Raw genomic sequence first — 25,208 nt, 5'->3', positions numbered from 1 at the left:
GCACCCGAGAGGATCAGAACTGGTAGGTCAGCCCCAGGTTGTAGCGGCGTCCATCCAGCACTGTGCCATAGCTGGCGTAGTCTACCTTCTTGTCCAGCAGGTTGTAGATGCCGGCGGTGACGCTCAGCGCCTGATTGGCCTTGTAGACCAGGCCGGTGTCGAAGAAGGTGTAGGAGGGGGTGCCCTCGGCCATCTTGACCCGGCTCAGGTAGTCCGAGGTCTTGCTGCGGAAGTTGACCCTGGACCAGAGGCCGACCGCCTCGCTGGTCTGCCAGTCGACCGTGGTGTTGAACATGTGGCGCGGCATCTGGTTCAGTGCCAGGCCCGCCATGGGGCCGCTCTTCTGCTCGGACTGGGTGAAGGTGTAGCTGGAAGCCAGGGACCACTGCGGATTGATAGCCCAGTTGGCCGTGCCTTCCACCCCGCGCATGTTGGCCTCGTCGACGTTGATGCGATCGCTGATGAAGTCATAGGTGTGGCCATTCAGGGTGCAGGCGGGATCCTGCTTGCTGGTGCAGCGACGGGTCTCGGCAATCTTGTTCTTGAAGTCGGTATTGAACAGGGTCAGCCCGGCGTTGAGCCCCTGCCTGCCATCCCACAGCAGGGCGATTTCCTCACTGACGCTCTTCTCCGGCTGGAGGGCCGGGCTGCCGACCAGCATGCCATCCTGAGTACCGCCGCCGGTGGCCTGACCCCAGTTGGCCGCGGACATGCGCAGATCGGGGGAGCGGTAGCCGGTGGAGACGCCGCCCTTCAGGGTCCAGAACTCGGCGGGGTGCCAGACCCCGTAGAGACGCGGGCTCCAGTGGCTGCCGTAGTTCTGATCCCTGTCCATGCGCACGCCGCCGGTGAGGGCGAAGCTGTCGGTCAGGGCCCACTCGTCCTCCACGAACAGGGCCCAGCTCCAGCGGGTCAGCTGGTCGGCGCGGTTGGCCACATTCAGCTGGTTGCCCTGATCCTGCAGATCCTCGTAGCGGTATTGGCCGCCGACGCTGAGGTAGTGATCCCCCAGGACGATCTGGGTATGGGTGTCGGCTATGGTGTTGATCATCTTCATCTGCCGACCCGGGTTGGTACTCTCTTCCCGTTGCAGATAGCTGCTGGAGGAGCCGAAGTCGTAGCGGCCGTCGTGGGTGATGGCGTAGTTGGTGCGCTCGTAGGTGCTCAGGTTAGGTTTGGCCTTGGCCGAAATGGACTCACCCGGCGTGCGATCCCTGTCCTGCAGGCCGCGGCTCACCTCGAAGTCGAAGCTGTTGTGCTCATCCGGGGTCAGGCTGAACACTGCGGTGCCGCTACGCATCTCCTGCTCGGCGAAGCCGTTCTCGAACTGATCCTCGCCGCGATAGGAGAGTTGGCCGTTCAGGCGCATCCCCAGCAACCCGTCTACCAGGGCGCCGGCGGTGTAGGCATCGCTCTGGAAGAGATCACCGGACGCCTTGTTCTCCTGGAAGGTGCTGTCGGCATGCACCGACCCCTGCCATGCCGTCATGCTGGTGCTCTTGCGGGTGATGACGTTGATGACGCCTCCCATGGCGTCCGAGCCGTAGCGGGAGGACATGGGGCCCCGCACCACCTCGATCCGCTCTATGGCTTGCAGCGGTGGCAACCAGCCCTGCTCTATGCCGGGGCCGTCGCTGTTGGGACGGGTGCCACGGCTGTCGACCCGCTTGCCGTCCACCAGCATCAGTGTGTACTTGGCTCCCATGCCGCGGATGCTGATGTCGCTGCTGCTGCCACCTCCGGTGATCACCACCCCGGGGACGTCTTTCAGGGCATCGGTCACGTCACGGTAGGCGCGCTTCTCCAGCTGTTCCCGGGTCACGACCGAGATGGAGGCGGCAGAGTCTTCGATCTTCTGCTGGAAACCCGAGGCGGTGATCACCATGACTTCGTTCTGGCTGGCGTGGGCCTGGCTGGCCAGTGCGGCGACGATCAGGGTGGCGAGAGGGGTAATGGGGATGTTAGTCATGAAAACCTGAACTCCTGGGAAGGAAAGTTTCTCAACCCGCTTTAGTGTCCCGGGATCTTGGTGTCGCACTGGGACGGCGGAGCTGAGCCTCAAATGGATGACATTTGTCGGCAGGCATTCTAGGCAAATAAGAATCAAATGCAATTGATATTGGTTATCATTTGTATTTTGTTCGGTAAGAGGGGGCAGTTTTGGCAGGGGAGAGCGGTAATTACGGGAATACAGATAACAAAAAACCCGCCGAGGCGGGTTTTTTCAATTCTTGCAGAAGGACTTTCCGATTGACGAAAAGGCTTCCTGGCTTGAATTACAGACCAACTACGTTGGCAGCAGCCGGGCCTTTCTGGCCTTGCTCGATGGTGAACTCAACGCGCTGACCTTCGTCCAGGGTTTTGAAGCTGGTGGACTGGATAGCGGAGAAGTGTACGAACACGTCTTTGCCACCGTCAGCCGGGGAGATGAAGCCAAAACCTTTCTCAGCGTTGAAGAACTTTACGGTACCAGTCATTTTGTTAGACATAATAATTTCCTTGAATAGTGATATTGAAACGCTACGTGTGTAGCAATCCATGATTTTTCGTCAGCAATACGTATGGGGAGCACTAAAGAAGGAGAATTATTTGGCGAGAATCATCTGGGACAACTCTATGCACAAATCACTGCTTTAAAATGACTGCCTAACATAATCAGGTCTGAACTACCGAACCATCGAAATCGATTAGAACACGCTCACTCCGCCATGGCAATCTTTATCTTGGTATTAATTCCTGCCAGGCGAGGAGGTGGTAGCGTGTTATCTTGATAAAATCGTTTTATACCAGAAGGTTATCTAACAATTTCCGGTATGAAAAAGGGAAGTATGCAGGTCCATGTCCGGGTGGCAGCACAAGTATCCGGACATGGGAGACAGAAATTATCGCTTGCTGCGGTACTTGTTGCTGACGGAGTCCGCCCAGTTGAAGGTCTCGGGCAGCACCTGATTCTTGGCTCGCTCCTTGGCCTTCTCCCGCGCCAGTGCGGAGGCCGCCTTGGCTGCCTTGGCGCGATCCTCGGCGATTTTCAGGCGCCCTTCCTCACGGATCTTGTTACGTTCCCCATTGGTCAGGGTGTGATCGGCATGGGCCTGGGCCTTCTGCAACAACAGGGTGATCTCGGCTTTTTCGGCCTCGGTAAGATCTTTCATTTCCAGCTTTTTCATGGCGCACTCCTGCGGCAGGTGATGGTTCACCCTAACACACTCCGGGGGCCGACTCTTATGTAATCGTCCTCTTGACCCCAAAAGGGCAAGTTGAGTGCGTTTTCCTGCCGGTTTTCGCCCAGATGCGAGCCGGTTGTGGCGGTTTGTCCCTGATTGTCGGGGCGTTGATGACGAGGTCCGTGCCCTGTGTGACGCCGTTGTCCGGCGAGGCTGGATCCCGGTGGAGGCTGGGGGTATGCTGGTGCCAGTGCGATCCTCGATCGTCACTGCTAGCGTACTGTGATCTATGATTCGGATGGCATGCTGGAATCTTGATTCCAACTGTCCTGGTAACATTTTTGGAGTCTGATGATGAGCAACAAAGAACAGCATCACGGCAAAGATGCCAAGAAAAAACCGCAGATGTCACTGAAAGAGAAGCGCGAGGCCAAACGTCAGAAAGCTGATCTGAAAAATGGCGGCGCGATGAAGTAACGCTCCACTACACTGTTGTTCCTCTGGAGCCAGTATCAAGCCAGTCCGTCATGGGCTGGCTTTTATGTTTCTGTCGGATGAGGCCGTGCCATAGTCGGCAAAGATCTGCTCATAGCGACCATCTTCCTTCATCTTGCTCAACTGGCGATCGAACCACTGCTGCCGCGCCGCCTGGCGAAAGGCAAAGTGGTACCGGGTGGGGGGGAAGATATCATGCTGTCGGATCCGATCGGCTTGATAGCGCTCGCCGCCCTCTGCTTGCCCGAGCAGTTGTGTCATGTAGTAGTAGAAAATCCTCTGCTCCAGGATCACGGCATCCGTGCGCCCCAGCAACAACTTCTGAACCTGCCCCTCCTGCCTCGCCACCTCCTCGTAGTGGGGGTTCTGATCGACTATGCCAGCGAACTCTTTTCCCAGGATCTGCCTGGCCCGCTGGAAGGCGCTGACTCGCAGCGTCTGCAGATCCCCCATGGTGTTAAACGCCGTCTTGTCGAGGGTAAAGACCCGGTTGTGAAAGGTGATCACCGCCTGGGAGAGGTGGGCGCGGCTCAGCATGCCGGGTCTGACGTTGATGATGGCATCCAGCTTGCCTTCCTCCAGCATGCGGAAGGTCCGCTCCAGAGGCAGATAGATGAACTCGGGCTCATGACCGCTGCCGGTGAACGCCTCGCGCATGAGATCGAGCTCGATACCGCGATCCTCGTGCGTGATCACATAAGGAGGGATGGCGAAGCTCACCCCCACTCGCAGCGGCTCGGCGATCAGAGGGGCGACAAACACCAGCAAGATGAGGCACAGCAGGCGACCAAGGTGATTCATGCAGGTTCTCGGGGAAGTGACTCGTCCCGAGAATAGCCACAAGTCAGGGCGAGGGAGAGGGTAAGGTGCGGATCGTCGCAACAACATGATGAGGGAGGGGATGAATGCGTCAGAAACAGACAAAAAAGGCCCTGAGTCATCAGGGCCTGGGTGTCGATTTAGAACGGGATATCGTCGTCGAAATCCATCGGCGGCTCGTTGTAGACCGGCGGTGCAGACTGCGGCTGCTGGGCCGGACGACTGTAACCACCCTGTGGCTGCATATTCTGCTGCGGGGCTGCGGCCGGGCGTTGCATCGCTTGCTGGGGGGCTGCCTGTTGCGGCTGGCCCCAGTTGCCCTGGGACTGTTGACCGCCCATGCCCTGGCCGGCGCCGCCTTGCGGACGGCCACCCAGCATCTGCATCACGCCGGTGAAGCTGTCGACCAGCACCTCTGTGGTGTAACGCTCCTGGCCACCCTGATCCTGCCACTTGCGGGTCTGCAGCTTGCCTTCGACATAGACCTGGGAACCCTTCTTCAGGTACTCGCCCGCCACTTCGGCCAGCTTGCCCATGAAGACCACACGGTGCCACTCGGTACGCTCTTTCTGCTCACCGGTCTGCTTGTCGCGCCAGGTGTCGGAGGTGGCCAGGGTGATGTTAGTCACGGCACCGCCGCTCGGCATGTAGCGCACTTCCGGGTCTTGCCCCAGGTTACCGATCAGAATGACTTTGTTGATGCCTCGACTGGCCATAATCTCTCTTCCACCCTTATGTATACCGGCCAGGCCAAATGCCTGGTCCCATTCAATATGTCGTTTGTTTGCAATGAGATGCGCGCCACGGATGGACCTCATCTTCACGCATGTCACGGCTGTGCCAGATTCAACCGACGCGTTTATCGGCCATCCGCCGCAGCGTTTGCCCGCAATAATACCAGTTGGCGGAGATGAGCGCACACCTTCCTGTCCCGGCGAGCACCAAACCCCGCCGCTGGCGTCCGAGTAACTTACCCGAGGTATGGCCCCACCAGCAAGGGGACGACGGGGCAGAGTGCTGCATCGACGGCCAAGGCCTGCTATGGTGCTGGTCGGCACTACTTAACCCCCCAAATGGGGGGTGTGTGCTAGTCATTTGTATTGGTTGGAAAATTGCTGAGCTTCAAAGGAATCACAGCGGCGTCTAATACTTTTTTAATGCTGCAGCCAGGAGGGGGATTGGTACTCTTCCTTGCCGAAAAGCCCCGACTCGAATGTGCAAGGAAGTTCTCTTGATGACGCCCGAATACCCCTTAGTGCTGATCACCGAAAATAATGCACAAGCCAGCAGTTTCCAGCGTCACCTCAGCGAACAGCTTGGTTTGTCCATCTTGCTGGTGGGGGAGATAGAGGCCCTGCCCGAACCCGCCGAAACCTCTGCCCAGACGCTGCTGCTGATCGATCTGGACTATCTGAAGTCGGCTCAGCAGGCGGATTGGAGCAAGGCCATCTGCAGTCGCTTCGGCGAGGCCAGTGCCGTGTTGCTCAACGCCCCGACCAGCACGGACAGGGAGTTGCTGCTGATGTGGCCCCACACCAGCGGGCTCTTCTTCCGCCAGGACAACCTGGATCGGCTGGTGATCGGCATCCGCAAGGTGTTGCAGGGGGAGTACTGGATCCCGCGCCATCTGCTGTGCGATCTGGTGGATTACTACCGCAAGGGGAGCGGCCAGCCCCTGCGCAACCAGACGTTGCTGACGGCCCGTGAGCAGGAGATAGTCCGCCACCTGATGACCGGGGCCTCCAATACCGAGATCGCCGACAGCCTGTTCGTGAGCGAGCACACCATCAAGTCCCACCTCTATAACGTGTTCAAGAAGTTGAACGTCAAGAACCGCCTGCAGGCGGTGAGCTGGGCCAAGGAGTATCTCTGAGAACCGGGATGGGATGATAAAAGCCTGTCTATTCATCCAGTAGTCTCTATGCCATACTGGCCCGCTCTGGTTCCCGTATCGAGCGCGCAACAAGATGGAAAAAATCGTGATCCGGGGTGCCCGCACCCACAACCTCAAAAACATCAACCTGACTCTGCCCCGCGACAAGCTGATCGTGGTCACCGGCCTGTCAGGCTCCGGCAAGTCCTCCCTGGCGTTCGATACCCTCTATGCCGAAGGCCAGCGCCGCTATGTGGAGTCTCTCTCCGCCTATGCCCGCCAGTTCCTCTCCCTGATGGAGAAGCCGGACGTGGACCATATCGAGGGGCTGTCGCCTGCCATCTCCATCGAGCAGAAGTCCACCTCCCATAACCCGCGCTCGACCGTCGGCACCATCACCGAAATTTACGACTACCTGCGCCTGCTGTTTGCCCGGGTCGGTGAGCCCCGTTGCCCGACCCACGCCATCCCGCTCGCCGCCCAGACCATCAGCCAGATGGTGGATCAGGTGCTGGCCCAGCCCGAAGGCACCAAGCTGATGCTGCTTGCCCCCGTGGTGCGCAATCGCAAGGGGGAGCACAGCAAGCTGCTGGAGAACCTGGCGGCCCAGGGCTATATCCGCGCCCGCATCGATGGGGAGGTGTGCGATCTTTCCGATCCTCCCTCGCTGGAGCTGCACAAGAAACACACCATCGAAGTGGTGGTGGACCGCTTCAAGGTGCGCGATGACCTGGCACTGCGCCTCGCCGAATCCTTCGAGACGGCGCTGACCCTCTCCGGCGGCATAGTCCTGGTGGCTCCCATGGACGGAGAGGAGGGGGTTGCCCCCCTGATCTTCTCCGCCAACTTCGCCTGCCCCGAGTGCGGCTACTCTATGTCTGAACTGGAACCGCGCATCTTCTCCTTCAACAACCCGGCCGGTGCCTGCCCCACCTGCGACGGCCTGGGGGTGCAGCAGTACTTCGATCCCGCCAAGCTGATCCACGATCCGAGCCAGAGCCTGGCCGGTGGCGCCATCCGGGGTTGGGACAAGCGCAGCTTCTATTACTTCCAGATGCTGAAATCCCTCTCAGAGCACTACAAGTTCGATCTGGAGGCGCCCTGGGAAGATCTGCCGGTCAAGACCCAGGAGGTGATCCTGCGCGGCTCCGGTCGTACCGAGATCGAGTTCCGCTACATGAACGATCGCGGCGATGTGGTGGTGCGCAAGCATCCGTTCGAGGGAATACTGCACAACATGGAGCGCCGCTACCGGGAAACCGAATCGAACTCGGTGCGGGAAGAGCTCTCCAAGTACATCGCCAACAAGTCCTGCACCAGCTGCGGTGGCAGCCGGCTGCGGGAAGAGGCACGCCACGTCTTCGTCGACAACCGCAACCTGCCGGCCATCGCCGAGCAGTCCATCGGCGATGCGCTGGCCTTCTTCGAGGGGCTGAACCTGAGCGGCCAGCGCGCCCAGATTGCCGAGAAGATCCTCAAAGAGATAGTCGAGCGGCTCGGCTTCCTGGTGAACGTGGGCCTCAACTATCTGAGCCTGTCCCGCAGCGCCGAGACCCTCTCCGGCGGCGAAGCCCAGCGGATCCGGCTGGCCAGCCAGATCGGCGCCGGTCTGGTGGGGGTCATGTATGTGCTGGATGAGCCTTCCATCGGCCTGCACCAGCGGGACAACGAGCGGCTGCTCAAGACCCTGACCCACCTGCGCGATCTGGGTAATACCGTCATAGTGGTGGAGCACGACGAGGACGCCATCCGCCTCGCCGACCATGTGCTCGACATAGGTCCGGGGGCTGGGGTGCACGGCGGCGCCATAGTCGCGCAGGGGACGCCGGAAGAGATCATCGCCAATCCCGCCTCGCTGACCGGTGACTACCTCTCCGGCCGCAAGCAGATCGCCATTCCTGATGAACGCACGCCGCTCACCGGCAAGTGGTTGAAACTCAAGGGGGCGAGCGGCAACAACCTGCGCAACGTCAACCTGGATCTGCCCATAGGGGTGATGACCTGTGTCACCGGGGTCTCAGGCTCAGGCAAGTCGACCCTGATCAACGACACCCTGTTCCGCATCGCCCACCGGGAGCTGAACAAGGCGACCGAGTCCACCCCGGCGCCCTATCGCGAGGTGGAAGGGCTGGAGCACCTGGACAAGGTGGTGGATATCGACCAGAGCCCGATCGGCCGTACCCCACGCTCCAACCCGGCCACCTATACAGGTCTGTTCACCCCGATCCGCGAGCTGCTCTCCGGCACCCAGGAGGCGCGTTCACGTGGCTACCTGCCGGGTCGCTTCTCCTTCAACGTCAAGGGGGGCCGCTGCGAGGCGTGCCAGGGGGATGGCGTCATCAAGGTGGAGATGCACTTCCTGCCGGATGTCTACGTGCCGTGCGACGTCTGCAAGGGCAAGCGCTACAACCGCGAGACCCTGGAGGTGAAGTACAAGGGCAAGAACATCCACGAGATCCTCGAGATGACGGTGGAAGATGCCCGCGAATTCTTCGACCCCGTCCCTGCGGTGGCGCGCAAGCTGCAAACCCTGATGGATGTGGGCCTCTCCTACATCCGGCTCGGCCAGTCGGCCACTACCCTGTCGGGGGGCGAGGCGCAGCGGGTCAAGCTGGCGCGGGAGCTCTCCAAGCGCGACACCGGCCAGACCCTCTACATCCTGGACGAGCCGACCACGGGTCTGCACTTCCACGACATCCAGCAACTGCTCAAGGTGCTGCACCAGCTGCGGGATAGAGGCAACACCATAGTCATCATCGAGCACAACCTGGACGTCATCAAAACCGCCGACTGGATCGTCGATCTGGGACCGGAAGGGGGCGCCGGTGGTGGCCGCATCCTGGTGACCGGCACGCCGGAGGAGATGAGCCGTTGCAAGGAGTCGCACACGGCGCGCTTCCTGGCCCCCTTGCTGAACAAGTAAGGGCAAGTCAGACAGACAAGGGGCCTTGGCCCCTTTTTTGTGGGCGATCGCCGGAGATGGAGGGGCATTGGGATACGCCTCGGTGGCGGTCGCAGACACTGAGACTGACTGAATGCGGCATTGGGTCGGGCAGGGCAAGCCCGTCACCGGGCAGGCGGTGACTATGGGGTGTCAGTGGGCCAGCATCAGGAAGGCGAGGGCGAACAGAAAGCCGAGCAGGATAAACAGGAAGGAGCCTATGCCCCAGATGGCTGCCAGGATGCCGATGATTTTGTCTTTGCGTGTTTGTGGTTTCATAAAGATTAAATTACAGCATGGCTACATTGCTTTAATAAAATACGCTGGCCGGCATCATTAAACAACAGAGAAATGGGAATATGGGCACCCTTAAGGTGTATTTGGTTGCTATTTTAAATCGGATGTCATTGCGTATTTATATTTCAACTGGCTGTATTTAAATGATTTTCAGGTGTTATTTGTCAGTTTTTTGGCTATCTGAAGCTGCTGTGTACATCCATCTATTTCTTGATAACTATTGAGCTAAATCAATAACCGTCCATTCACATCCTTTTATAGTTTTCGGGCTTACAACATAGAAAGAAAACAAAAAGGAATTATGTGATGAAAAAAGTGCTTCCTCTCCTGATCGCAGCCGCTTTTGCTTCCCCCGCCGCCATGGCCCATCAGGCCGGTGACATCCTGGTGCGTGGCGGCCTGGCCTTCGTCTCTCCCCAGACCAGCAGTGACGACGTTCTGGGCACCGGCGAACTGGATATCGACAGCAATATGCAGCTGGGGCTGACCCTCTCCTACATGCTGACGGACAACTGGGGCGTCGAGTTGCTGGCGGCGACGCCTTTCTCCCACTCGGTGTCGACCCCGGGGCTGGGTGAGGTCGCCAAGGTCAAGCACCTGCCGCCGACCCTGATGGCGCAGTACTACTTCGGGGACGCCAACAGCAAGGTGCGTCCCTATGTCGGTGCCGGCATCAACTACACCACCTTCTTCGATGAAGAGGGCCGTGGTGCCCTGGCGGGCACGGATGTGAGCGTTGACTCCTCCTGGGGGCTGGCGGGTCAGGTGGGCCTGGACATGGCGATCAACGACCGCTGGTTCGTTAACGCCTCCGCCTGGCTCATCGACATTGACACCGACGTGCACACCGCAGTGGGCACCATCAATACCTCCATCGATCCGGTTGCCTTCATGTTCGGCGTCGGCTACCGCTTCTGATGACAAGGTTGGCCGCCACAAGGCCATGACAACCAAGCATGTCTCTTTGGCCCGGCTCTGTTCGGGCCCTTTTCTGTCCGGCTCGGGGAAATAACCGTGATCCGGCCCCTCATGGCGTCACTTATTGCTCTTCCATTGCCTCAACTTGCCGATAGCCTCTGCGTTCACCCCTTTATTTCCCAACGAGTGAGGATGTCTCCATGGGTTTATCTATCGTGCAGCGGATCATCGCCGGATTTGTGCTGATGTTGCTGCTGCTGGTTCTGCTGGGCTTCATCAGTATTCTGAAGATCCGGGGAATCAATGAGGGGCTCTCCCAGGTATCGGATCGTGCCACTCCCCTGGTGATCGCCGTCGCAGGGCTCAAAGGAGCCCTTCAGGACAGCAACCGCTGGGTGCTGACCTACAGGACCAGCGAAGATGCCACCCAGTTGCCGCAGCTGGCCAGCCAGTTCAAGGCGCAGCAGGCGCGCTTCCTGGCCCAGAGCCAGGAGATGGCCAGGTTCAACGACGTGGCCGAGGCGGGCGAGCGCTTTCGTCAGGTAGATGGGGCCACCCGGGAGTTCTACGGTCTGGCGGATCAGGTGCTGAGCCAGCATGGCCAGTGGATAGCCGCCCTCGATCGGCGTCATGAGCTGGAGCTGGCCTTTATCCGGCTGGAAGATACCTATCAGTGGGCCGCCGATCTGCTGTTGCAGCAGACCGCCAGCAAGCGATCCATGCGCAACAAGGCCGAACTCATCACCTCCGGCATAGCCCGGGATCTGAAGAATATCCGTCGGGCCGACGCCAAGACAGATCTCAACGAACTGGAGAAGGTGCTCGCCAAGGATATAGAGATGGCGCGCAAGCGGCTCGAGCGGGTGCTGGTGCCCGATGATGTGAGGCAGCGCTTCGTCGTCAATCTGGACAGGATGCAGGAGCTGGCGCTCGGCCCGCAGGGGCTGCTGGCCACCATGCGCCATGCCCAGCAGCTTGCGGCATCGCTGCAAACCTTGAATCAGCAGCTCGATACCAGCCTGGTCAACAGCCTGGCGCTGCTGGACGAGATGGGCAAGTCGGCGGGCAGCATCGCCAGCCAGAGCCGGATCGGGGCCGATGACGCCGTCAGCAGTGCCAGCTTCTGGATCCTGATCGTCTCCGCCATCTCCGCCGCCGCCGCGCTCATCATCGGTTACACCACGGCGCGCAGCATACAGCGCCCGCTGCAGCTGATCGATCGGGCACTGGATCGCATGGCCACCGGGGACATGACCCGGCGCATCGACTACCAGAGCCGCTGTGAATTCGGCAGCCTGACCCGCTCCATCAACACCCTGGCGGACAAGACAGGGGAGCTGCTCTCCCAGATCAACGCCGGTTCCCGCCATCTGGTGGAGGAGGCGAGCCGCGCCGCCGAGATCAGCGAGCGCGCCATGTCCAGGGTACAGGATCAGAAGAGCCAGACCGACCAGGTCGCCGCCGCCATCACCGAGCTGGAAGTGAGCGCCACCGAGGTGGCCCGCTCCACCGATGGTACCAAGCGCGAGGTGGATCTGGCCGACGAGGAGGCTCGCGCCGGTCGCAAGCAGGTGGCGACCACGCGCCAGATCACCGAACAGCTGGCGGGCGCCATGGAGGAGGCGGTCGGCATCACCCACAAGCTGGGGGAATTCAGCAACAACATCGGCAGCATTCTGGATGTGATCCGCAGCATTGCCGAGCAGACCAACCTGCTGGCGCTGAATGCGGCCATCGAGGCGGCACGGGCCGGTGATGCCGGCCGCGGCTTTGCCGTGGTGGCGGACGAGGTGAGGGCGCTGGCAAACCGGACCCAGACTTCGACCGAGGAGATCCAGGCCATGATCGAGAATCTGCAGAGCTCCAGCAAGCATGTGGTGGAGGTGATGGCCCGCAGCCAGGAGCAGACCCAGGGTTGCGTGTCGCAGACCCGGGCCATGGATCAGGCGCTGCAATCCATCGCCGAGCGGATGAGTGCCATCAAGTCGATGGCGGATCAGGTCGCCCATGCGGCCCAGGAGCAGATCTCGGTCAGTCAGGGGGTGGCCCGTCATATCGCCGGCATTGCGGACGTGGCCTACGAGACCGAACGGGAGGCCCGTGAATCGGCAGGCAGCAGTGAAGTGCTGGCGGAACTGGTCGCCAAGCAGCAGCAATTGATCGCTCATTTCAAGGTGTAGGAGGACTTATGGCTAACAAGTGGATCGGGGCCCTGAGTCTCCTGTTGTGTGGCCAGCTGATGGCCAGCGAGCTGGTGATCGAAAGCTGGCGGATAGATGACAAGGCCCTGTGGGAGGAGAAGATCATTCCCGCCTTCGAGGCCGCTCACCCGGGCATCCAGGTGAGCTTCAACGGGGTGCAGAACGTCGAATACATGCCGACCCTCTGGGCCAGCCTGAAAGCGGGCAAGGCCGGGGACCTCATCACCTGCCGTCCGTTCGACGACTCTCTGGCCCTGTTCAAGGCAGGCCATCTGGCGGAGCTGAGCGAGATGGCCGGGATGGAGAACTTCCCGAGCTTCGCCCAGTCCCCCTGGCAGACCGATAGCGGCGCCCAGACCTTCTGCGTGCCCATGGCCTCCGTCATTCACGGCTTCTTCTACAACAAGCAGATCTTCAGTGAGCTGGGGCTGACGGTGCCGCAGACCCGGGACCAGTTCTTCGCCGTGCTCGACAAGGTGAAGGCGGATGGCCGCTATGTGCCGTTGGCCATGAGTGGCTCTGAGAGCTGGGTCGCCTCCGAGCTGGGCTTCCAGAACATAGGCCCCAACTACTGGAAAGGGGAGGATGGTCGGCTGGCGCTGATCGCGGGCCAGGAGCGGCTCGACAACCCGCAATACGTCAAGGTGTTCGAGGAACTGGCCCGCTGGCGTGCCTATCTCGGCGAGGGGGGCGAGGGTCGTGACTATGCCACCACCAACGCGCTGTTCACCTCCGGCAAGGCCGCCTTCTATGCGGCCGGCTCCTGGGAGATAGCCCCCTTCACCGGCAAGGTGGACTTCGGTGTCATGCGCCCCCCTGTGGCCAAACAGGGTGACGGTTGCTTCTTTACCGATCACACCGACATCGGCATGGGGATGAACCCGGCCAGCAAGAACAAGGAGGCCGCCATGACCTTCCTGCAGTGGCTGACCACCTCCCAGTTTGCCGAGCTCTATACCAACTCGCTGCCGGGGTTCTTCTCCCTCTCCAACCACTTCTTCGAGGCCACCAACCCGGCGGCCAAAGAGATGATGGAGTGGCGGGATCAGTGTGACTCCACCATCCGGGTCGCCACCCAGATCCTCTCTCGCGGCACCCCCAAGCTGGGGGATGAGCTGGCCGAGGTGAGCCAGGGGGTGTTGCTCGGCACCATGGCACCGCAAGCCGCCGCCGATCGGCTGGAGCAGGGATTGAAGGGCTGGTACGCCCCTCATCAGGGCCAGCAGGCCAAGGCCCTGGACTGCCAATGCGCGGTTCCCGCCGCCGTCTCTGCCGCTCCCGCCACGGTTGAGTCTGTCATCGCTGCGCCATCCGCGGCCATCTCGACCGAGCTGAATGCGTCCCCCGTGCCCGCGGCTGTTGCCCCCTCAGCGGCGGCCTCGACCGACGTCGAGCAGGCGCTGGCCAGCGAGCTGGAAGCGCCGCAGCCCTGAAGGGCTATACCATGAAAAAAACGGGAGGCATCAGCCTCCCGTTTTTATTTGCGCCAGACGCCTACTGTGTCAGACACCTACGGCTGCTGAGCCCAGCGGCACAGGCTGCCGATGCGCGCCACCGGAACGAAGCCCAGGGCGCGGTAGACCCGTTGGGCGTGGTAGTGCTCGTCGGCCACTATGATGAGCTGCCTGGCCCGCTCGAACCCCTGGCGGGCGACCTGGCTCAGCAGTTGACGGCACAGGCCCCGGTTGCGCCAATCCTGATGGGTGCGTACCAGCTGAAAGCGCCCCATGGTGCCGGTGAAGAAGAGGCCGCAGCTGGCCACCAGACGCTCCCCCTGCCAGATCCCCCACCATTGTCCCAATCCATCGGCGATCATGGCCTGATAGAGGTCGCGCCGCGACTGAAGGTAGGCAAGGTAGCTCGCCTCCCCATGGCCCGAGTCCCTGTCATCGAGCTCCAGGGTCAGCCAGTCATCCCAGTCGGCGGGGGTGAAGGGGCGGGCCGGAGCGAGATCCTGGTCGCTCGGGGCCTGCCAATCGACCGCCCCCAGCGCCAGCACCACGCACTCCATGTACTGGTATCCCGCCGCCACGAAGCAGGCGACCCGGCTGTTCTGTCCCTCGGCCAGCGGCCACTGGAAGGTGCGATGGCGGATCTTGGGATCCTGGCCGATCAGTTTGTCGAAGCTGGCTTCGAGCCAACCCTTGTCGCGGTCGCTGGGCGGAGTGGGGAGCAGCAGATAGTTGCCGAAGTAGTAATCCGGGGCGGTCGGGGTGCGCACGGCCCAGAACCCTTCATGGTCCGTCACCTCGCCCTGATAGCGATCGAACAGCAAATCGGTGGCAAAACCGGGGTGATCTTCCATGACAAGGCTCCTGCAAATGCTTGAATTGATTATCGGCAGGGAGGGAGAGAAGTTAAAAAAAGGCCGGGAAACCCGGCCAAACAATCACACGCAGATTCAGAACGTCCAAGACGATCCGCCCGCATCATAGCGTGCCTGAGGCCATTTTGGGATGGGGCCCGCCGTTACTTGGGTCGAATTGCAAAATAAAAAAAATCGTTTATCCCGCCTTCGTGGGCAAATCGATGTTGACTTTGATCCGTTTTCTCATAAAGATAGAAAGACGTTTAGACGTCCAAACATCCGTTTTGACGTACAGGAATCGGTTGTAGGACAGGGAGAGAGCAGATGGGATTTCACAGCGCGCGTCAGGTTGAGGCACTCAACCAGAGTCTGGCTGACTTGGGTAACAACATTTCGGTCAGCTTCGAGTTTTTTCCCCCCAACAGTGAAGGGATGGAGAATACCCTCTGGCAATCCATCGAACGACTGCAGGTGCTGGAACCCAAGTTTGTCTCCGTGACCTATGGCGCCAACTCGGGCACCCGGGATCGTACGCACAAGGTGATCAAGGACATCAAGGAGCGCACCGGTCTTATCGCCGCACCGCACCTGACCTGTATCGATGCCAGCCGCGACGAGCTGAGAACCATTGCCCGTGACTACTGGAACAGCGGCATTCGTCACATAGTGGCTCTGCGCGGTGACCTGCCCCCCGGACTCGACAAGCCGGACATGTATGCCACCGATCTGGTCGCCCTGCTCAAGTCCGAGGCCGACTTCGACATCTCGGTGGCCGCCTATCCGGAGGGCCACCCCGAAGCCAGGAGCGCGCAGTCCGACCTGCTCAACCTCAAGCGCAAGATAGATGCCGGCGCCAACCGTGCCATTACCCAGTTCTTCTTCGATGTGGAGACCTATCTGCGCTTTCGTGATCGCTGCGCCGCCATCGGCATCGATGCCGAGATAGTGCCGGGGATACTGCCGGTCTCCAATTTCCAGACCCTCAACAAGTTTGCCGGCTTTACCAACGTGAAGATCCCGCGCTGGATGCACCAGCGGTTCGAGGGGCTGGATAACGATCAGATGACCCGCAACATGGTGGGGGCCAGCATCGCCATCGACCAGGTGCGGGTGCTGAGTCAGGAAGGGGTGAAGGACTTCCACTTCTACACCCTGAACCGCTCCGAACTGACCTACGCCATCTGCCATACCCTGGGAGTCAGGCCGAAAGGCCAGGCCTGATCCCCATCCGCCCGTGTCTGGTCATGAAATGGGTTTGCACCATATCAGCCAATCTTTAGCGTCCCCCTATGCACCGCACCGGGGAATGGTATTTCAGAGGGGAAAGGTGAATCCATATTCAGGATGAGGCAGCAGAAACGAAAAAACCGCCAGTTGGCGGTTTTTTCGTTTCTGCATCCCTTCAGTTGAGGACGAGCCTGTCGTCCGGCGCCGTCTGGTAGAGCCCCTGCTGGTAGGCCAGGTTGCCCCAGAGTACCAGCCCCAGCGCGGCCTCCTTCATGGCATCCGGCTGCGGGGCCGGGGTGAGGGTCTCGCTGGCATCGTCATAGACGAAGCCTTCCGCCGCCCGCTCAGGTTGCAGTATCACCACATCCTTGCCCCGCATCAGGGCGAAGTTCTTGTCGTACTGCATGATGGCGCGCCCCGGCCAGTCCGCCGGCATGCGGGTCAGATCCTTGCCCAGCATGGGGTAGTCGGCACTTATGCCCATCAGGGAGAGCAGGGTGGGCGCCATGTCTATCTGGCTGACGATGCGCCTATCCTGTTTCGGCGCTATGCCCTCTCCCACTATGACTCCAGGGATATGGAAGCGGGGTATGGGCACCAGGCTGGCGCCGCCGACCCGGCTGTCGTGATCGGCGATGACCAGGAACAGGGTGTCCTTCCAGTAGTCCGATGCCTTGGCCTTCCTGAAGAACTCGCCGACGGCGTAATCAGCATATTTGGCGGCGTTGTTGCGGGTCGCCTTGGGCTGCTCGTAGAGGGAGATGCGGTCGTCCGGGAACTCGAAGGGATCGTGGTTGCTGGAGCTGAATACCAGGCTGAAGAAGGGTTTGCCCTGCTTGTGGAGTGCCTCGAAGGTGTCGTTGGCCTTGGCCATGAGATCTTCATCCGAGGCACCCCATGAGCCCTCGAACACAGGGTTCTTGAAGTCCTTCTGCTCGACTATGGTGGTGAAGCCATTGCCGAGGAAGAAGCTGCGCATGTTGTCGAAGTGGCTCTCGCCGCCGTAGATGAAGCTGGTGTCATAGCCCCGCTGCTTGAGCAGATCCGCGATGGTGAAGAAGTTGGTCTGGCTCTTGCCGAGCTTGACCACGGCCTGGGCCGGGGTCGGGGTGAAGCCGGTCAGCACCGCCTCTATGCCACGCACCGAGCGGGTGCCGGTGGCGTAGAGTTGCTCGAACGCCCATCCCTCCCGGGACAGCGCATCTATGTTGGGGGTGAGCGGCAGGCCGCCGAGGGAGCCGACGAACTGGGCGCCCAGACTCTCCTGCAGCAGGATCACCAGGTTCTTCGGCTTGCCGCCATGGCTGGCTTCGTTGAAGGTCTGGCTGGGTTGTGTCTCGGAGTTGAAGTCCTGGCCGGGGCGGCCGCTCTCCTCGCGTACCAGCGCCAGGATCCGCTCCCTGGGCAGTTCCCCGTAGAATTCGCCGGCACTCTCCTCGTTGCTCATCTGCTTGATGGCGAAGAAGAGGGAGTAGGCGGAGTTGACCGTCAGGGCGTTGATCAGGGGATCGCTGGCGAACGCCACCATGGCGGGGTTCAGGGCCCTGTGCCCCAGGCTGGAGCGGGCGCCGAGGAAGCCGATGGCCAGGATCAGCAGGGCGAAGGCCGGGCGCAGATGCCAGCGCGGGAAGCTCAGGTGCTGCATCAGGCGCCCGCTCAGCCACCAGCCGCCCCCCAGGGTCAGCAGGCTGAACACCAGGGCCAGCAGCAGTTCGCCCTTGCGGCCCGCCCACAGCATGGCGAGCACCTCCTTCGGGTAGATGAGGTATTCGATATAGAGGCGATTGGGGCGCACCCCGTATTCGGTGACGAAGGCGGGGGTGGAGATCTCGAGGAAGAGCATCAGCCAGAGCCCCAGGGTCAGCCAGACCCGGATAAGCTGCAACCAGGCGCGGCCCAGGGCATGGGGGCCGGCCAGCAGCAGGGTGAAGACGGCGGGCACGCCCCACAGCCAGCAGAGGGTGGCGAAGTCGACGCGCAATCCCTGCAGCAGCATCTCTGACCAACCGGCGACGGCGTCGACCCGCTCCTGTTGCCAGAGCCCCAGGCCTGCCCGGCTGGCGGAGAGGGCGATGAGCGCGATCACCGAAAAAATGGCGATGGGCCAAAATGGACCCAGCCAATGTCTTATTTTTGTCATTGTTTTTCCTGATAAAGCCTGTTTTTTGATGCCCATCCGAGGACAGCTTTTTTTATATTGCAGGGTTATGACAATGGGGGCGGGGAAAGGTTGCGGTGCAGGGAGAGACTGGACGCTATTGATAACATTGATTTTTTAATGAGGGCTCCCGGGGGAGCCAAAAGACAGCATAAATGACTGGGCGTTGTGTGATCCCCACTGCAAAGCGCGGCGAGGGGCTTGCCTATAATGGCGCCGGATTTTCTCAATCGGAGCCGAAGGGATGCCGGTCTTTATCGATGTGGAGTATGTGCACGGCTGGTGCCTGTTCGTGGTGCTCTCTGACGGCACCACCGGGGTGCTGGATCTGACCCCCTGGCGCAGCCAGCCCCTGTTCGCGGCACTGGATACTGAGCGGCGTTGCGCCCGGGTCTTCATCAATCGCCGCCACCAGCTGGAGTGGCCCTCGGGCTGCACCCTGTCGGCCCAGGAGGTCTATCACCTGATTGCCCCCATCGACGAGCGCGAGGCCTTCCCCGATCGCAATCCGGGCTGAGAGTGACGGCTAACTCGTTGAGCCAGGTAACGTTTTCAGTCACAGACCCGCTCTGGCCAGGCCGTTATCATGGCCTCAGGGTGGCGCATTTTGCGCCAGCACCACCACAGCGGGAAGATAACAATGAAACAAGGAAGGTTGCGCCATGGCGGCCTGATCGGGGCCGCCTTGTTACTGACAGCGTGCGGCAGCGGCGGCGGGGGATCCAGCGGCGAGACCCAGCCCCCCGTGGTCAATCCGCCTCCCATCTCGGACAGTCGCGCCTGCTACGGCGATGATCAGCCCGCCTGCAACCTGAGAACCTATCAGGTGATGGTGGAGTCCTTCGTCGATGGCGACGGCAGTGCCAACTACGGCGTCGGCTACGGCCCCTCCAGGCACAACGGCGATCTGCAAGGGATCATCGACAGCCTGGACCACATCAAGAGCCTCAACGTCAACGCCATCTGGCTCACCCCTGTGTTCGACTCCTGCGCCGGTCAGGCCGGGGACGACAGGCTGGATGCCACCGGCTATTTCGCCTGCGACTTCTTCAACGTGGACCCCAACTTCGGCAGCAACGCCCAGTTGAAAAAACTGGTGGAGGCGGCCCACCAGCGGGGCCTCTATGTCTTCCTCGACGGCGTCTTCGGCCACGTCAACAAGGTGGGGGTGAGCAAGCCCTCCCCCGAGGGTCGTCTGCCTGCCCTCAAGAGCGGCGGTGCCGGTTATCCGGGCCAGCTGGTGGATTACGGCCAGCCCGAGAGCCTCGCCTACTTCAAGGAGGTGGCCCGCTACTGGGTCCAGCAGTACGGCATCGACGGCTGGCGCCTCGATCAGGCCTATCAGCTGGGGCTGGATGATTGGCGCGCCATTCGCACCGAGGTGGAGCAGGCCAGCGCGGCGCGCAAGGCCGCCGGCCAGCAGTGGGGCACCCTCGGCTACCTGGTCGGGGAGGTGTGGAAGGGAGCTGACGAGATCCGGGCCCAGGCTTATGGCAGCAGCGACAACCCGGCGCTCTCCTCGGCGTTCGACTTCCCGCTGCGCTACGGCCTGGTGCAGGCGCTGGCGGTGGAGGAGTCCGGCAAAGGCGGGCAGGGCGCCAGCGTGCTCGATGCCAGCTGGAACAAGGTGGAGAACTACCCCAATCACGCCATGCCGAACCTGATGCTGGGCAACCATGATCTGGTGCGCTTCGGCGATCTGCTGGAGCGCGGCAACTTCAATCAGGCGGACTACTGGCAGCGCCACAAGGCGGCCTTCAGCTTCCTGGCGGCCCGCTCCGGCCCCATCACCCTCTACTACGGCGAGGAGTTTGGCGACGAGGTGCCGGGCTTTGCTGCCCAGGTGAGCGGTGACTGTGCGGCCCAGGGATTGTGCGACGATCACGTGGCCCGCAGCGACGGCAAGGTGCCCGGTGTCACCGGCTTCACCCCGAGCGGCGAGCAGGCCGAGCTCAAGCAGTGGCTCAGCCAGCTGCTGGCCTTGCGCGCCGCCCATCCCGCTCTCTATCAGGGGGAGCGAGTCAAGCTGGTGGCCGATGGCAGTGTCTATGGCGACATCAAGCAGACGGCGGCCGAGCAAGTGGTCTACCTGCTCAACGTCTCCACCACGCCCCAGAGCTACAGCCTGCCTCTGGCCAAGCTGCGCAGCGGCAGCGCCCTGGTGGATCTGCAGAGCGGCGAGCGCCTGGCCATGGGGGGCAGCAGCCTGACGGTGGAGCTGCCGCCCCTCAGTGGCCGCTTCCTGCTGCTGCAATAAGACGGCAAACAGCAAAAGGGCTCCCGCAGGAGCCCTTTTTGTTGCCAGCTGGCGACAGGGTTATTTCTCGAGGCCGCTGCCGAGCTCCTCCTGACGGGGGCTGGCCGACACGCCGCGCTCGTTGCCGTTGCGCCAGTGCTCCAGCCGGTTGTGCACCCCGCGGCGCAGGCTCTTGAAGCTGGTCTCGAGGTAGTGAACCCCCACCAGGATCCCCAGGGTCACGCCGGTGAGCAGCACCGCCTGGTGCAGCATTCCCATGCCGATCAGGGCGCCGAGGGCAGCCAGCATCCAGATGGTGGCCGCTGAGGTCACCCCCAGCACCTGACCATCCCGGGTCATCATGACCCCGGCGCCGAGGAAGCCGATGCCGGTGATGAGCTGGCCCAGCACCCGCGCCTGATCCGCAGACTGCGGGCTGACGGCGGCGCCGATGGCGAGAAAGCAGTAAGTGCCGAGCACTATGAGGGAGGAGGTGCGAATGCCGACCGGCTTGCCGTGCAACTGGCGCTCCAGCCCGACCAGACCGCCACACACCAGACAGGCCAGAATGTTGTTCCAGCCAAGGGGCGCTATGTCCCACCACTGCGTTGTCATCATACCCACCTCTGCCGATCCTGCTTGTTATCCTGCCGCGCTCTGTCCCCGGTTCTCCAGCCGTTGCCGGAAGGCCCTGGCCAGGCGCTCGTAGAGATCTTTGGCCTCTCTGTCTTCAATATCGCCACGTATCCAGGGATTGTCGATGATTTCCAGCAGCACGCAGCCCTGGCACTGCTGGCGAAGATCCACCCCGAACAGGCCGTTGCCGAGCTGGTGCACGGCGCGGCGGGCGGTCTGCAATACCCGCTCCGGTACCTCGGTGAGCGGCAACGCCTCGATCCGGCTCAGGTCGAGGGGGTGCTTGCGGCGGCGGATGCGATTGCCGGGCTCCGGCCGGTAGCGGCGGCAGGCGAACAGCGGCGAGCCGTCGAGAAAGCCGATGCGCCAGTCGAATTCGGCGGGGATCCGGCTCTGCACCAGCAACAGGGCGGAGCGGCCCAGCCCCTCGTCCAGCAGGCGGGCGAGCTGGGGCTCGTCGCTCGCCATGGCGAGATCCCGACCCTGGGCACCGTCGGGCACCTTCACCATCAGCGGCAGGCCGAGCCGCTGCACCAGCTCGTCCACCTGGTGGCGGCCACGGCGGGTCACCACCATGGTGGGGGGCATGGGCACGCCGCTGCGCACCATCAGCTCGTAGAGGTAGAGCTTGTTGCTGCAGGCGAGGATGGCGCGGGAGCTGTCGATCACCGGCATCTTGAGCTGCTCGGCGCGGCGGGCAAACTCGAAGGTGTAGTGGCCGACCGCGGTCTCGGCCCGCAGCCAGAGGGTGTCGAACTCCGGCAGCCGCTCTATGGCGGAGGGCGCCAGTACCTCGGCCTGGATCCCCTGGGCGGCGGCGGCCTGAATGAAGCGCTCTATCGCCAGGGCATCGCTGCTGGCGCGGCCATCGCTCTGATCCATCAGGATGGCGAGCTGATAGAGCGGCGCCGTCTGCTCCTCGCCCCCGGTGCCCACCAGGGCCTGGGCGTGTTGCAGCATCAGCTCCCGCTCGCTCTGGCTCAACGCCAGCGGGGAGAGGCTCTGCTGCTGGCGCACCGACCAGCCGTGACGACCACGTTTCAGGGTCAGCTCCTGCAACGGCAGCTGGCTCAGGCCGTAGTAGTAGCGGGCCAGCCCCCCTAGCTCGCTCTGCTCGCACTGGCCGAAGATGGCGCGCACCCGGATCCTGTCCTCGCTTTGGCGGGTCAGCCAGCCCTGCAGCTTGCGCCACAGCTTGGCCGGTGGCTGCTGGGGTTGCAGCCGGCTGATGGCCTGCAGTCCCGGCAGGCAGTGGTGACTGCGGGCCTGGGCCAGCAGTGAGCAGTAATAGCCCGCGCTCAGGTGCTCCAGGCTGCGGCAGAGGTTGATGATGCGGGGACGGCCGCCGGTGGTCGGCACGCCGTGTTGCAGATAGGTGCGGGCGGTCAGCAGATAATCGGCATGGCAGGGCCAGTCGCCCAGCTCCTCGACGATGACATAGGTACTCATATTTTCGGCTCCACAGAAAGGACTGCCTGAAAAGGCAGGATCCCCAGTGGGCTTCGATGCACCGACAAGCACGACAATGGCGCGAGGGGAAACAAGAGGTTACAGTGCCTAATATTCTGCCTTGGTAACTTGTGATACAAGTCGCATTTCTGGTGCTGAGGATAAATAACCGAACAAGGACTCCCCGTGTTGACCGTGCGCGCGGCCCGAACCGATGATTTGGGCGCCATCGTGAAGCTGGAACGCTACTGTTTCCCCCCCGAAGTCGCCTTCGGCCGCAGCCGCTGGCACTACCTGCTCAGCCATGCCAAGGGGCGCACCCTGCTGCTGCAAGATGAGAAGGCGCAGTTGATGGGCTACCTCAGCGTGCTGGAGCACAGGGGCTGGGACAGGCTCATCATCCAGACCCTCGCCATTCGCTGGACGGTGCGCCGCCAGGGCTGGGCCCGGCGCCTGCTGGAGCAGGTGATCCGGGAGGGCCGGGAGGCGGGCTGGGGCGCCATCCGGCTCGAGGTCGCCGACGCCAACCCCGAGGCCCAGACCCTCTACCACAGGCTGGGGTTTCGCCCAAGGCTGCGGCTGCCGGACTACTACGGGCCGGGTCAGCATGCGCACCGGCTGGTGCTGGCGCTGCGCCCCGCCGGGCGGGACCCGTCGTGAATCGCGTCCAGCCATCGAGGGGCCGACATGGGCTGTGATGACTGCCTTGCCACCGCCATCAAGGCCAAACTCGGGCGTTGCCCTGTTTGCGCCATCCAGACCTTCGTCATCGGGGCCGTGGGCTGGCTGGTCTGGTGGTGGTGTGGCGCCGACACCTCGGTCAATGCCCTCACCGGTCTGCTGTTTGCCCTGGGGGGCAGCGGCCTGCTGCTGCTGCACCTGTCGGTCTTCCTCTGGCGCAAGGTGACGGGGCGCGAGCTGGATAATGAGTGAATTCTTTTTGTTTCAACCAGATAAATAACAATGGAGGTTCAGATGATCGCAATGGTAACGGGCGCCTCGTCCGGGTTTGGTGAGGCCATCAGCCGTCAGCTGGTGCAGGCTGGTTACAGGGTGATAGGCACCGGTCGCCGCGCCGATCGGCTGGCCGCCCTGGCCGACGAGCTGGGGGAGCAGTTCCTGCCGCTGGCGTTCGACGTCCAGGACAAGGCCGCCACCCGCGCCGCCATCGAGGGGCTGCCGGCCGCCTGGCAGGAGGTGGATCTGCTGGTGAACAACGCCGGGCTGGCGCTCGGCCTTGAGCCTGCCCACAAGGCGGATCTGGAAGACTGGGAGCAGATGATAGCCACCAACATCAGCGGCCTGACCCTGCTCACCCGATTGCTGCTGCCGGGCATGGTGGCGCGCAATCGCGGCCACGTGGTCAACATCGGCTCCATCGCAGGCACCTACCCCTATCCGGGCGGCAACGTCTACGGTGCCACCAAGGCGTTCGTGAAGCAGTTCAGCCTGAACCTGCGGGCCGATCTGGCGGGCACCGCCATCCGCGTCACCAACCTGGAGCCTGGCCTGTGCGGCGGTACCGAGTTCTCCAACGTGCGCTTCCACGGTGACGACGCCAAGGCGGCGACCGTCTATCAGGGGGTGCAGGCCATCCAGCCGGAGGACATCGCCAATACGGTGCTCTGGGTCAGTCAGCAGCCCGCCCACGTCAACATCAACAGCATTGAGATCATGCCGGTGGCCCAGACCTTCGGCCCGCTGCAGATCAGCCGTCGCTGAACCCCGTCTCGCCGGGATGAGAAGAGGCACCCCTGGGTGCCTCTTCTCGCTGCTGCCCTGTCGTTTTTCCTCGCCTGCCCGCCGCGCTATCTGGCGTCATTCATCCGCTATCCCAGGTCGCTGCCACCCAGTGGTCAAGTTGGCCTGCAACTTGCTGAGTCATGGTTATTGGCGGGGAGTCTCTCCCCGGACGCCGGCCTGGCCGGCAGCAGCTTGGAGCCTTCATGGACATCAAACCTTATGGTCAGCAACTCGCCCAGAGTGCGTCCCACAGCCGTGCCCTGGCCACCCTCAGTGGCGATGACAGCCAGCAGGGGAGCTGGGATCAGCAGGTCAGCCTTTCCAGCCAGGTGCTGACCGGCAAGGCGCAGCAGGTACTGACTTACGAGCATCTGGCCAGAAGCGGCAAGAGCGCCTCCCTGGCCGGGAGCGCCAACAATACGGTGGTACAGCAGCTGGTGGACAAGGCACTCGGCTTCGATCGCAAAAAATTTGACGATCTCGAGAGCCAGATCAAGGGGGTGGCCGACAACAAGGCGCTCTCGGCCGAAGAGCGTGAGACCCAGACCAGGGCCCTGACCGAGCAGCGTGATGCCATGCTCAAGGCGGCCATGGACAGGCTCACCGGCAAGTCGTCGAGCGGGCAGAGCGCCCAGGCCTGAGACCAACGACTCGAACGGCAATCTTTGGTGTCAACTGGGCAAGATTTTGCCCCGGATGCGGGAAGGATGAAGCAGGGAGCGCTAGCGCCCTCCCTGCCGCAG

Annotated in this window: 23 protein-coding genes; 13 read left to right on the top strand and 10 right to left on the bottom strand. The window is 62.1% G+C overall.

Going from position 1 to position 25,208, the window contains the following annotated elements; genetic code table 11:
- Nucleotides 1–13: 13 nt before the first annotated feature.
- From Aeroheme_RS18885 to yjbD, 3 genes are all read right to left on the bottom strand, one after another.
- Nucleotides 14–1,969 (bottom strand): ligand-gated channel protein, encoded by a 1,956-nt coding sequence (locus Aeroheme_RS18885; RefSeq protein WP_411166366.1) that lies wholly within the window; start codon nt 1,967–1,969, stop codon nt 14–16.
- A 307-nt stretch (nt 1,970–2,276) separates the two neighbouring features.
- Complete coding sequence (cspA, locus tag Aeroheme_RS18880; protein ID WP_025328559.1) at nt 2,277–2,489, bottom strand: RNA chaperone/antiterminator CspA; 213 nt, start codon at nt 2,487–2,489, stop codon at nt 2,277–2,279.
- Nucleotides 2,490–2,882: 393 nt separating this feature from the next.
- Entirely contained in the window at nt 2,883–3,167 is a 285-nt protein-coding gene (gene yjbD, locus Aeroheme_RS18875) for a DUF3811 domain-containing protein (RefSeq protein WP_162519186.1), read from the bottom strand.
- 351 nt (nt 3,168–3,518) lie between these two features.
- Between yjbD and Aeroheme_RS18870 the strand changes: the two genes are divergently transcribed.
- On the top strand, nt 3,519–3,641 hold the full coding sequence (locus Aeroheme_RS18870; protein WP_080675244.1) for a hypothetical protein: 123 nt from the start codon (nt 3,519–3,521) through the stop codon (nt 3,639–3,641).
- 48 nt (nt 3,642–3,689) lie between these two features.
- Here Aeroheme_RS18870 and Aeroheme_RS18865 read toward each other — a convergent pair whose 3' ends face one another.
- Together Aeroheme_RS18865 and Aeroheme_RS18860 are read right to left on the bottom strand one after the other, a co-directional pair.
- The gene (locus Aeroheme_RS18865) at nt 3,690–4,460 is read right to left on the bottom strand and encodes a substrate-binding periplasmic protein (RefSeq protein WP_411166365.1); all 771 of its coding nucleotides are present in this window, start codon (nt 4,458–4,460) and stop codon (nt 3,690–3,692) included.
- A gap of 158 nt (nt 4,461–4,618) precedes the next feature.
- Entirely contained in the window at nt 4,619–5,194 is a 576-nt protein-coding gene (locus Aeroheme_RS18860) for a single-stranded DNA-binding protein (RefSeq protein ID WP_139744800.1), read from the bottom strand.
- A 518-nt stretch (nt 5,195–5,712) separates the two neighbouring features.
- On the opposite strand from Aeroheme_RS18860, the gene Aeroheme_RS18855 reads away from it, so the two are divergent.
- Complete coding sequence (locus Aeroheme_RS18855) at nt 5,713–6,351, top strand: LuxR C-terminal-related transcriptional regulator (RefSeq protein WP_162472085.1); 639 nt, start codon at nt 5,713–5,715, stop codon at nt 6,349–6,351.
- 94 nt (nt 6,352–6,445) lie between these two features.
- The gene (gene uvrA, locus Aeroheme_RS18850) at nt 6,446–9,274 is read left to right on the top strand and encodes an excinuclease ABC subunit UvrA (RefSeq protein ID WP_111911710.1); all 2,829 of its coding nucleotides are present in this window, start codon (nt 6,446–6,448) and stop codon (nt 9,272–9,274) included.
- Nucleotides 9,275–9,445: 171 nt separating this feature from the next.
- Here the strand turns inward: uvrA and Aeroheme_RS18845 are convergent, their stop codons facing one another.
- Entirely contained in the window at nt 9,446–9,571 is a 126-nt protein-coding gene (locus Aeroheme_RS18845) for a hypothetical protein (protein WP_005328766.1), read from the bottom strand.
- Nucleotides 9,572–9,895: 324 nt separating this feature from the next.
- Here Aeroheme_RS18845 and Aeroheme_RS18840 point away from each other — a divergent pair, with 324 nt between their 5' ends.
- The 3 genes from Aeroheme_RS18840 to Aeroheme_RS18830 all read left to right on the top strand — a co-directional run bounded on the left by Aeroheme_RS18840 (nt 9,896) and on the right by Aeroheme_RS18830 (nt 14,141).
- Nucleotides 9,896–10,507 (top strand): OmpW family outer membrane protein, encoded by a 612-nt coding sequence (locus Aeroheme_RS18840; RefSeq protein WP_025328553.1) that lies wholly within the window; start codon nt 9,896–9,898, stop codon nt 10,505–10,507.
- Nucleotides 10,508–10,707: 200 nt separating this feature from the next.
- Nucleotides 10,708–12,687: a methyl-accepting chemotaxis protein gene (locus tag Aeroheme_RS18835; RefSeq protein WP_163149461.1), complete on the top strand. Its 1,980-nt coding sequence runs from the start codon at nt 10,708–10,710 to the stop codon at nt 12,685–12,687.
- An 8-nt stretch (nt 12,688–12,695) separates the two neighbouring features.
- Complete coding sequence (locus Aeroheme_RS18830) at nt 12,696–14,141, top strand: ABC transporter substrate-binding protein (protein WP_411166364.1); 1,446 nt, start codon at nt 12,696–12,698, stop codon at nt 14,139–14,141.
- A 77-nt stretch (nt 14,142–14,218) separates the two neighbouring features.
- Here Aeroheme_RS18830 and Aeroheme_RS18825 read toward each other — a convergent pair whose 3' ends face one another.
- Entirely contained in the window at nt 14,219–15,013 is a 795-nt protein-coding gene (locus Aeroheme_RS18825; RefSeq protein ID WP_411166363.1) for a GNAT family N-acetyltransferase, read from the bottom strand.
- 327 nt (nt 15,014–15,340) lie between these two features.
- Between Aeroheme_RS18825 and metF the strand changes: the two genes are divergently transcribed.
- A complete protein-coding gene (gene metF / locus Aeroheme_RS18820; RefSeq protein WP_025328549.1) occupies nt 15,341–16,237 on the top strand; it encodes a methylenetetrahydrofolate reductase in 897 nt (298 codons plus the stop codon).
- A gap of 181 nt (nt 16,238–16,418) precedes the next feature.
- Here the strand turns inward: metF and Aeroheme_RS18815 are convergent, their stop codons facing one another.
- On the bottom strand, nt 16,419–18,383 hold the full coding sequence (locus tag Aeroheme_RS18815) for an LTA synthase family protein (RefSeq protein ID WP_411166362.1): 1,965 nt from the start codon (nt 18,381–18,383) through the stop codon (nt 16,419–16,421).
- A 262-nt stretch (nt 18,384–18,645) separates the two neighbouring features.
- Here Aeroheme_RS18815 and Aeroheme_RS18810 point away from each other — a divergent pair, with 262 nt between their 5' ends.
- Both Aeroheme_RS18810 and Aeroheme_RS18805 read left to right on the top strand, forming a co-directional pair.
- Nucleotides 18,646–18,918, top strand: a complete 273-nt coding sequence (locus Aeroheme_RS18810; protein ID WP_025325517.1) for a DUF2442 domain-containing protein — start codon at nt 18,646–18,648, stop codon at nt 18,916–18,918.
- Nucleotides 18,919–19,041: 123 nt separating this feature from the next.
- On the top strand, nt 19,042–20,658 hold the full coding sequence (locus Aeroheme_RS18805) for an alpha-amylase family glycosyl hydrolase (RefSeq protein WP_411166361.1): 1,617 nt from the start codon (nt 19,042–19,044) through the stop codon (nt 20,656–20,658).
- A gap of 60 nt (nt 20,659–20,718) precedes the next feature.
- Here Aeroheme_RS18805 and Aeroheme_RS18800 read toward each other — a convergent pair whose 3' ends face one another.
- Both Aeroheme_RS18800 and Aeroheme_RS18795 read right to left on the bottom strand, forming a co-directional pair.
- Nucleotides 20,719–21,255 (bottom strand): MgtC/SapB family protein, encoded by a 537-nt coding sequence (locus tag Aeroheme_RS18800; protein ID WP_163155378.1) that lies wholly within the window; start codon nt 21,253–21,255, stop codon nt 20,719–20,721.
- Between the two features lie 24 nt (nt 21,256–21,279).
- Entirely contained in the window at nt 21,280–22,722 is a 1,443-nt protein-coding gene (locus Aeroheme_RS18795; RefSeq protein WP_411166360.1) for a RimK family protein, read from the bottom strand.
- Between the two features lie 186 nt (nt 22,723–22,908).
- On the opposite strand from Aeroheme_RS18795, the gene Aeroheme_RS18790 reads away from it, so the two are divergent.
- The 4 genes from Aeroheme_RS18790 (at nt 22,909) to Aeroheme_RS18775 (ending at nt 25,106) form a co-directional block, all read left to right on the top strand.
- A complete protein-coding gene (locus Aeroheme_RS18790) occupies nt 22,909–23,382 on the top strand; it encodes a GNAT family N-acetyltransferase (RefSeq protein ID WP_368169145.1) in 474 nt (157 codons plus the stop codon).
- 27 nt (nt 23,383–23,409) lie between these two features.
- Nucleotides 23,410–23,655: a DUF3624 domain-containing protein gene (locus Aeroheme_RS18785; protein ID WP_106885128.1), complete on the top strand. Its 246-nt coding sequence runs from the start codon at nt 23,410–23,412 to the stop codon at nt 23,653–23,655.
- Nucleotides 23,656–23,697: 42 nt separating this feature from the next.
- Nucleotides 23,698–24,444 (top strand): SDR family oxidoreductase, encoded by a 747-nt coding sequence (locus Aeroheme_RS18780; protein ID WP_163135793.1) that lies wholly within the window; start codon nt 23,698–23,700, stop codon nt 24,442–24,444.
- Nucleotides 24,445–24,668: 224 nt separating this feature from the next.
- Nucleotides 24,669–25,106, top strand: a complete 438-nt coding sequence (locus Aeroheme_RS18775) for a hypothetical protein (protein ID WP_106885127.1) — start codon at nt 24,669–24,671, stop codon at nt 25,104–25,106.
- Nucleotides 25,107–25,208 lie beyond the last annotated feature (102 nt).

The sequence above is a fragment of the Aeromonas sp. DSM 116730 genome, assembly GCF_046581335.1.
In the GTDB taxonomy this organism is placed as follows: Bacteria; Pseudomonadota; Gammaproteobacteria; order Enterobacterales; family Aeromonadaceae; genus Aeromonas; species Aeromonas rivipollensis.
Note: the sequence above shows the minus strand (reverse complement) of the source record. Positions and strands in the feature narration are given on the sequence as shown.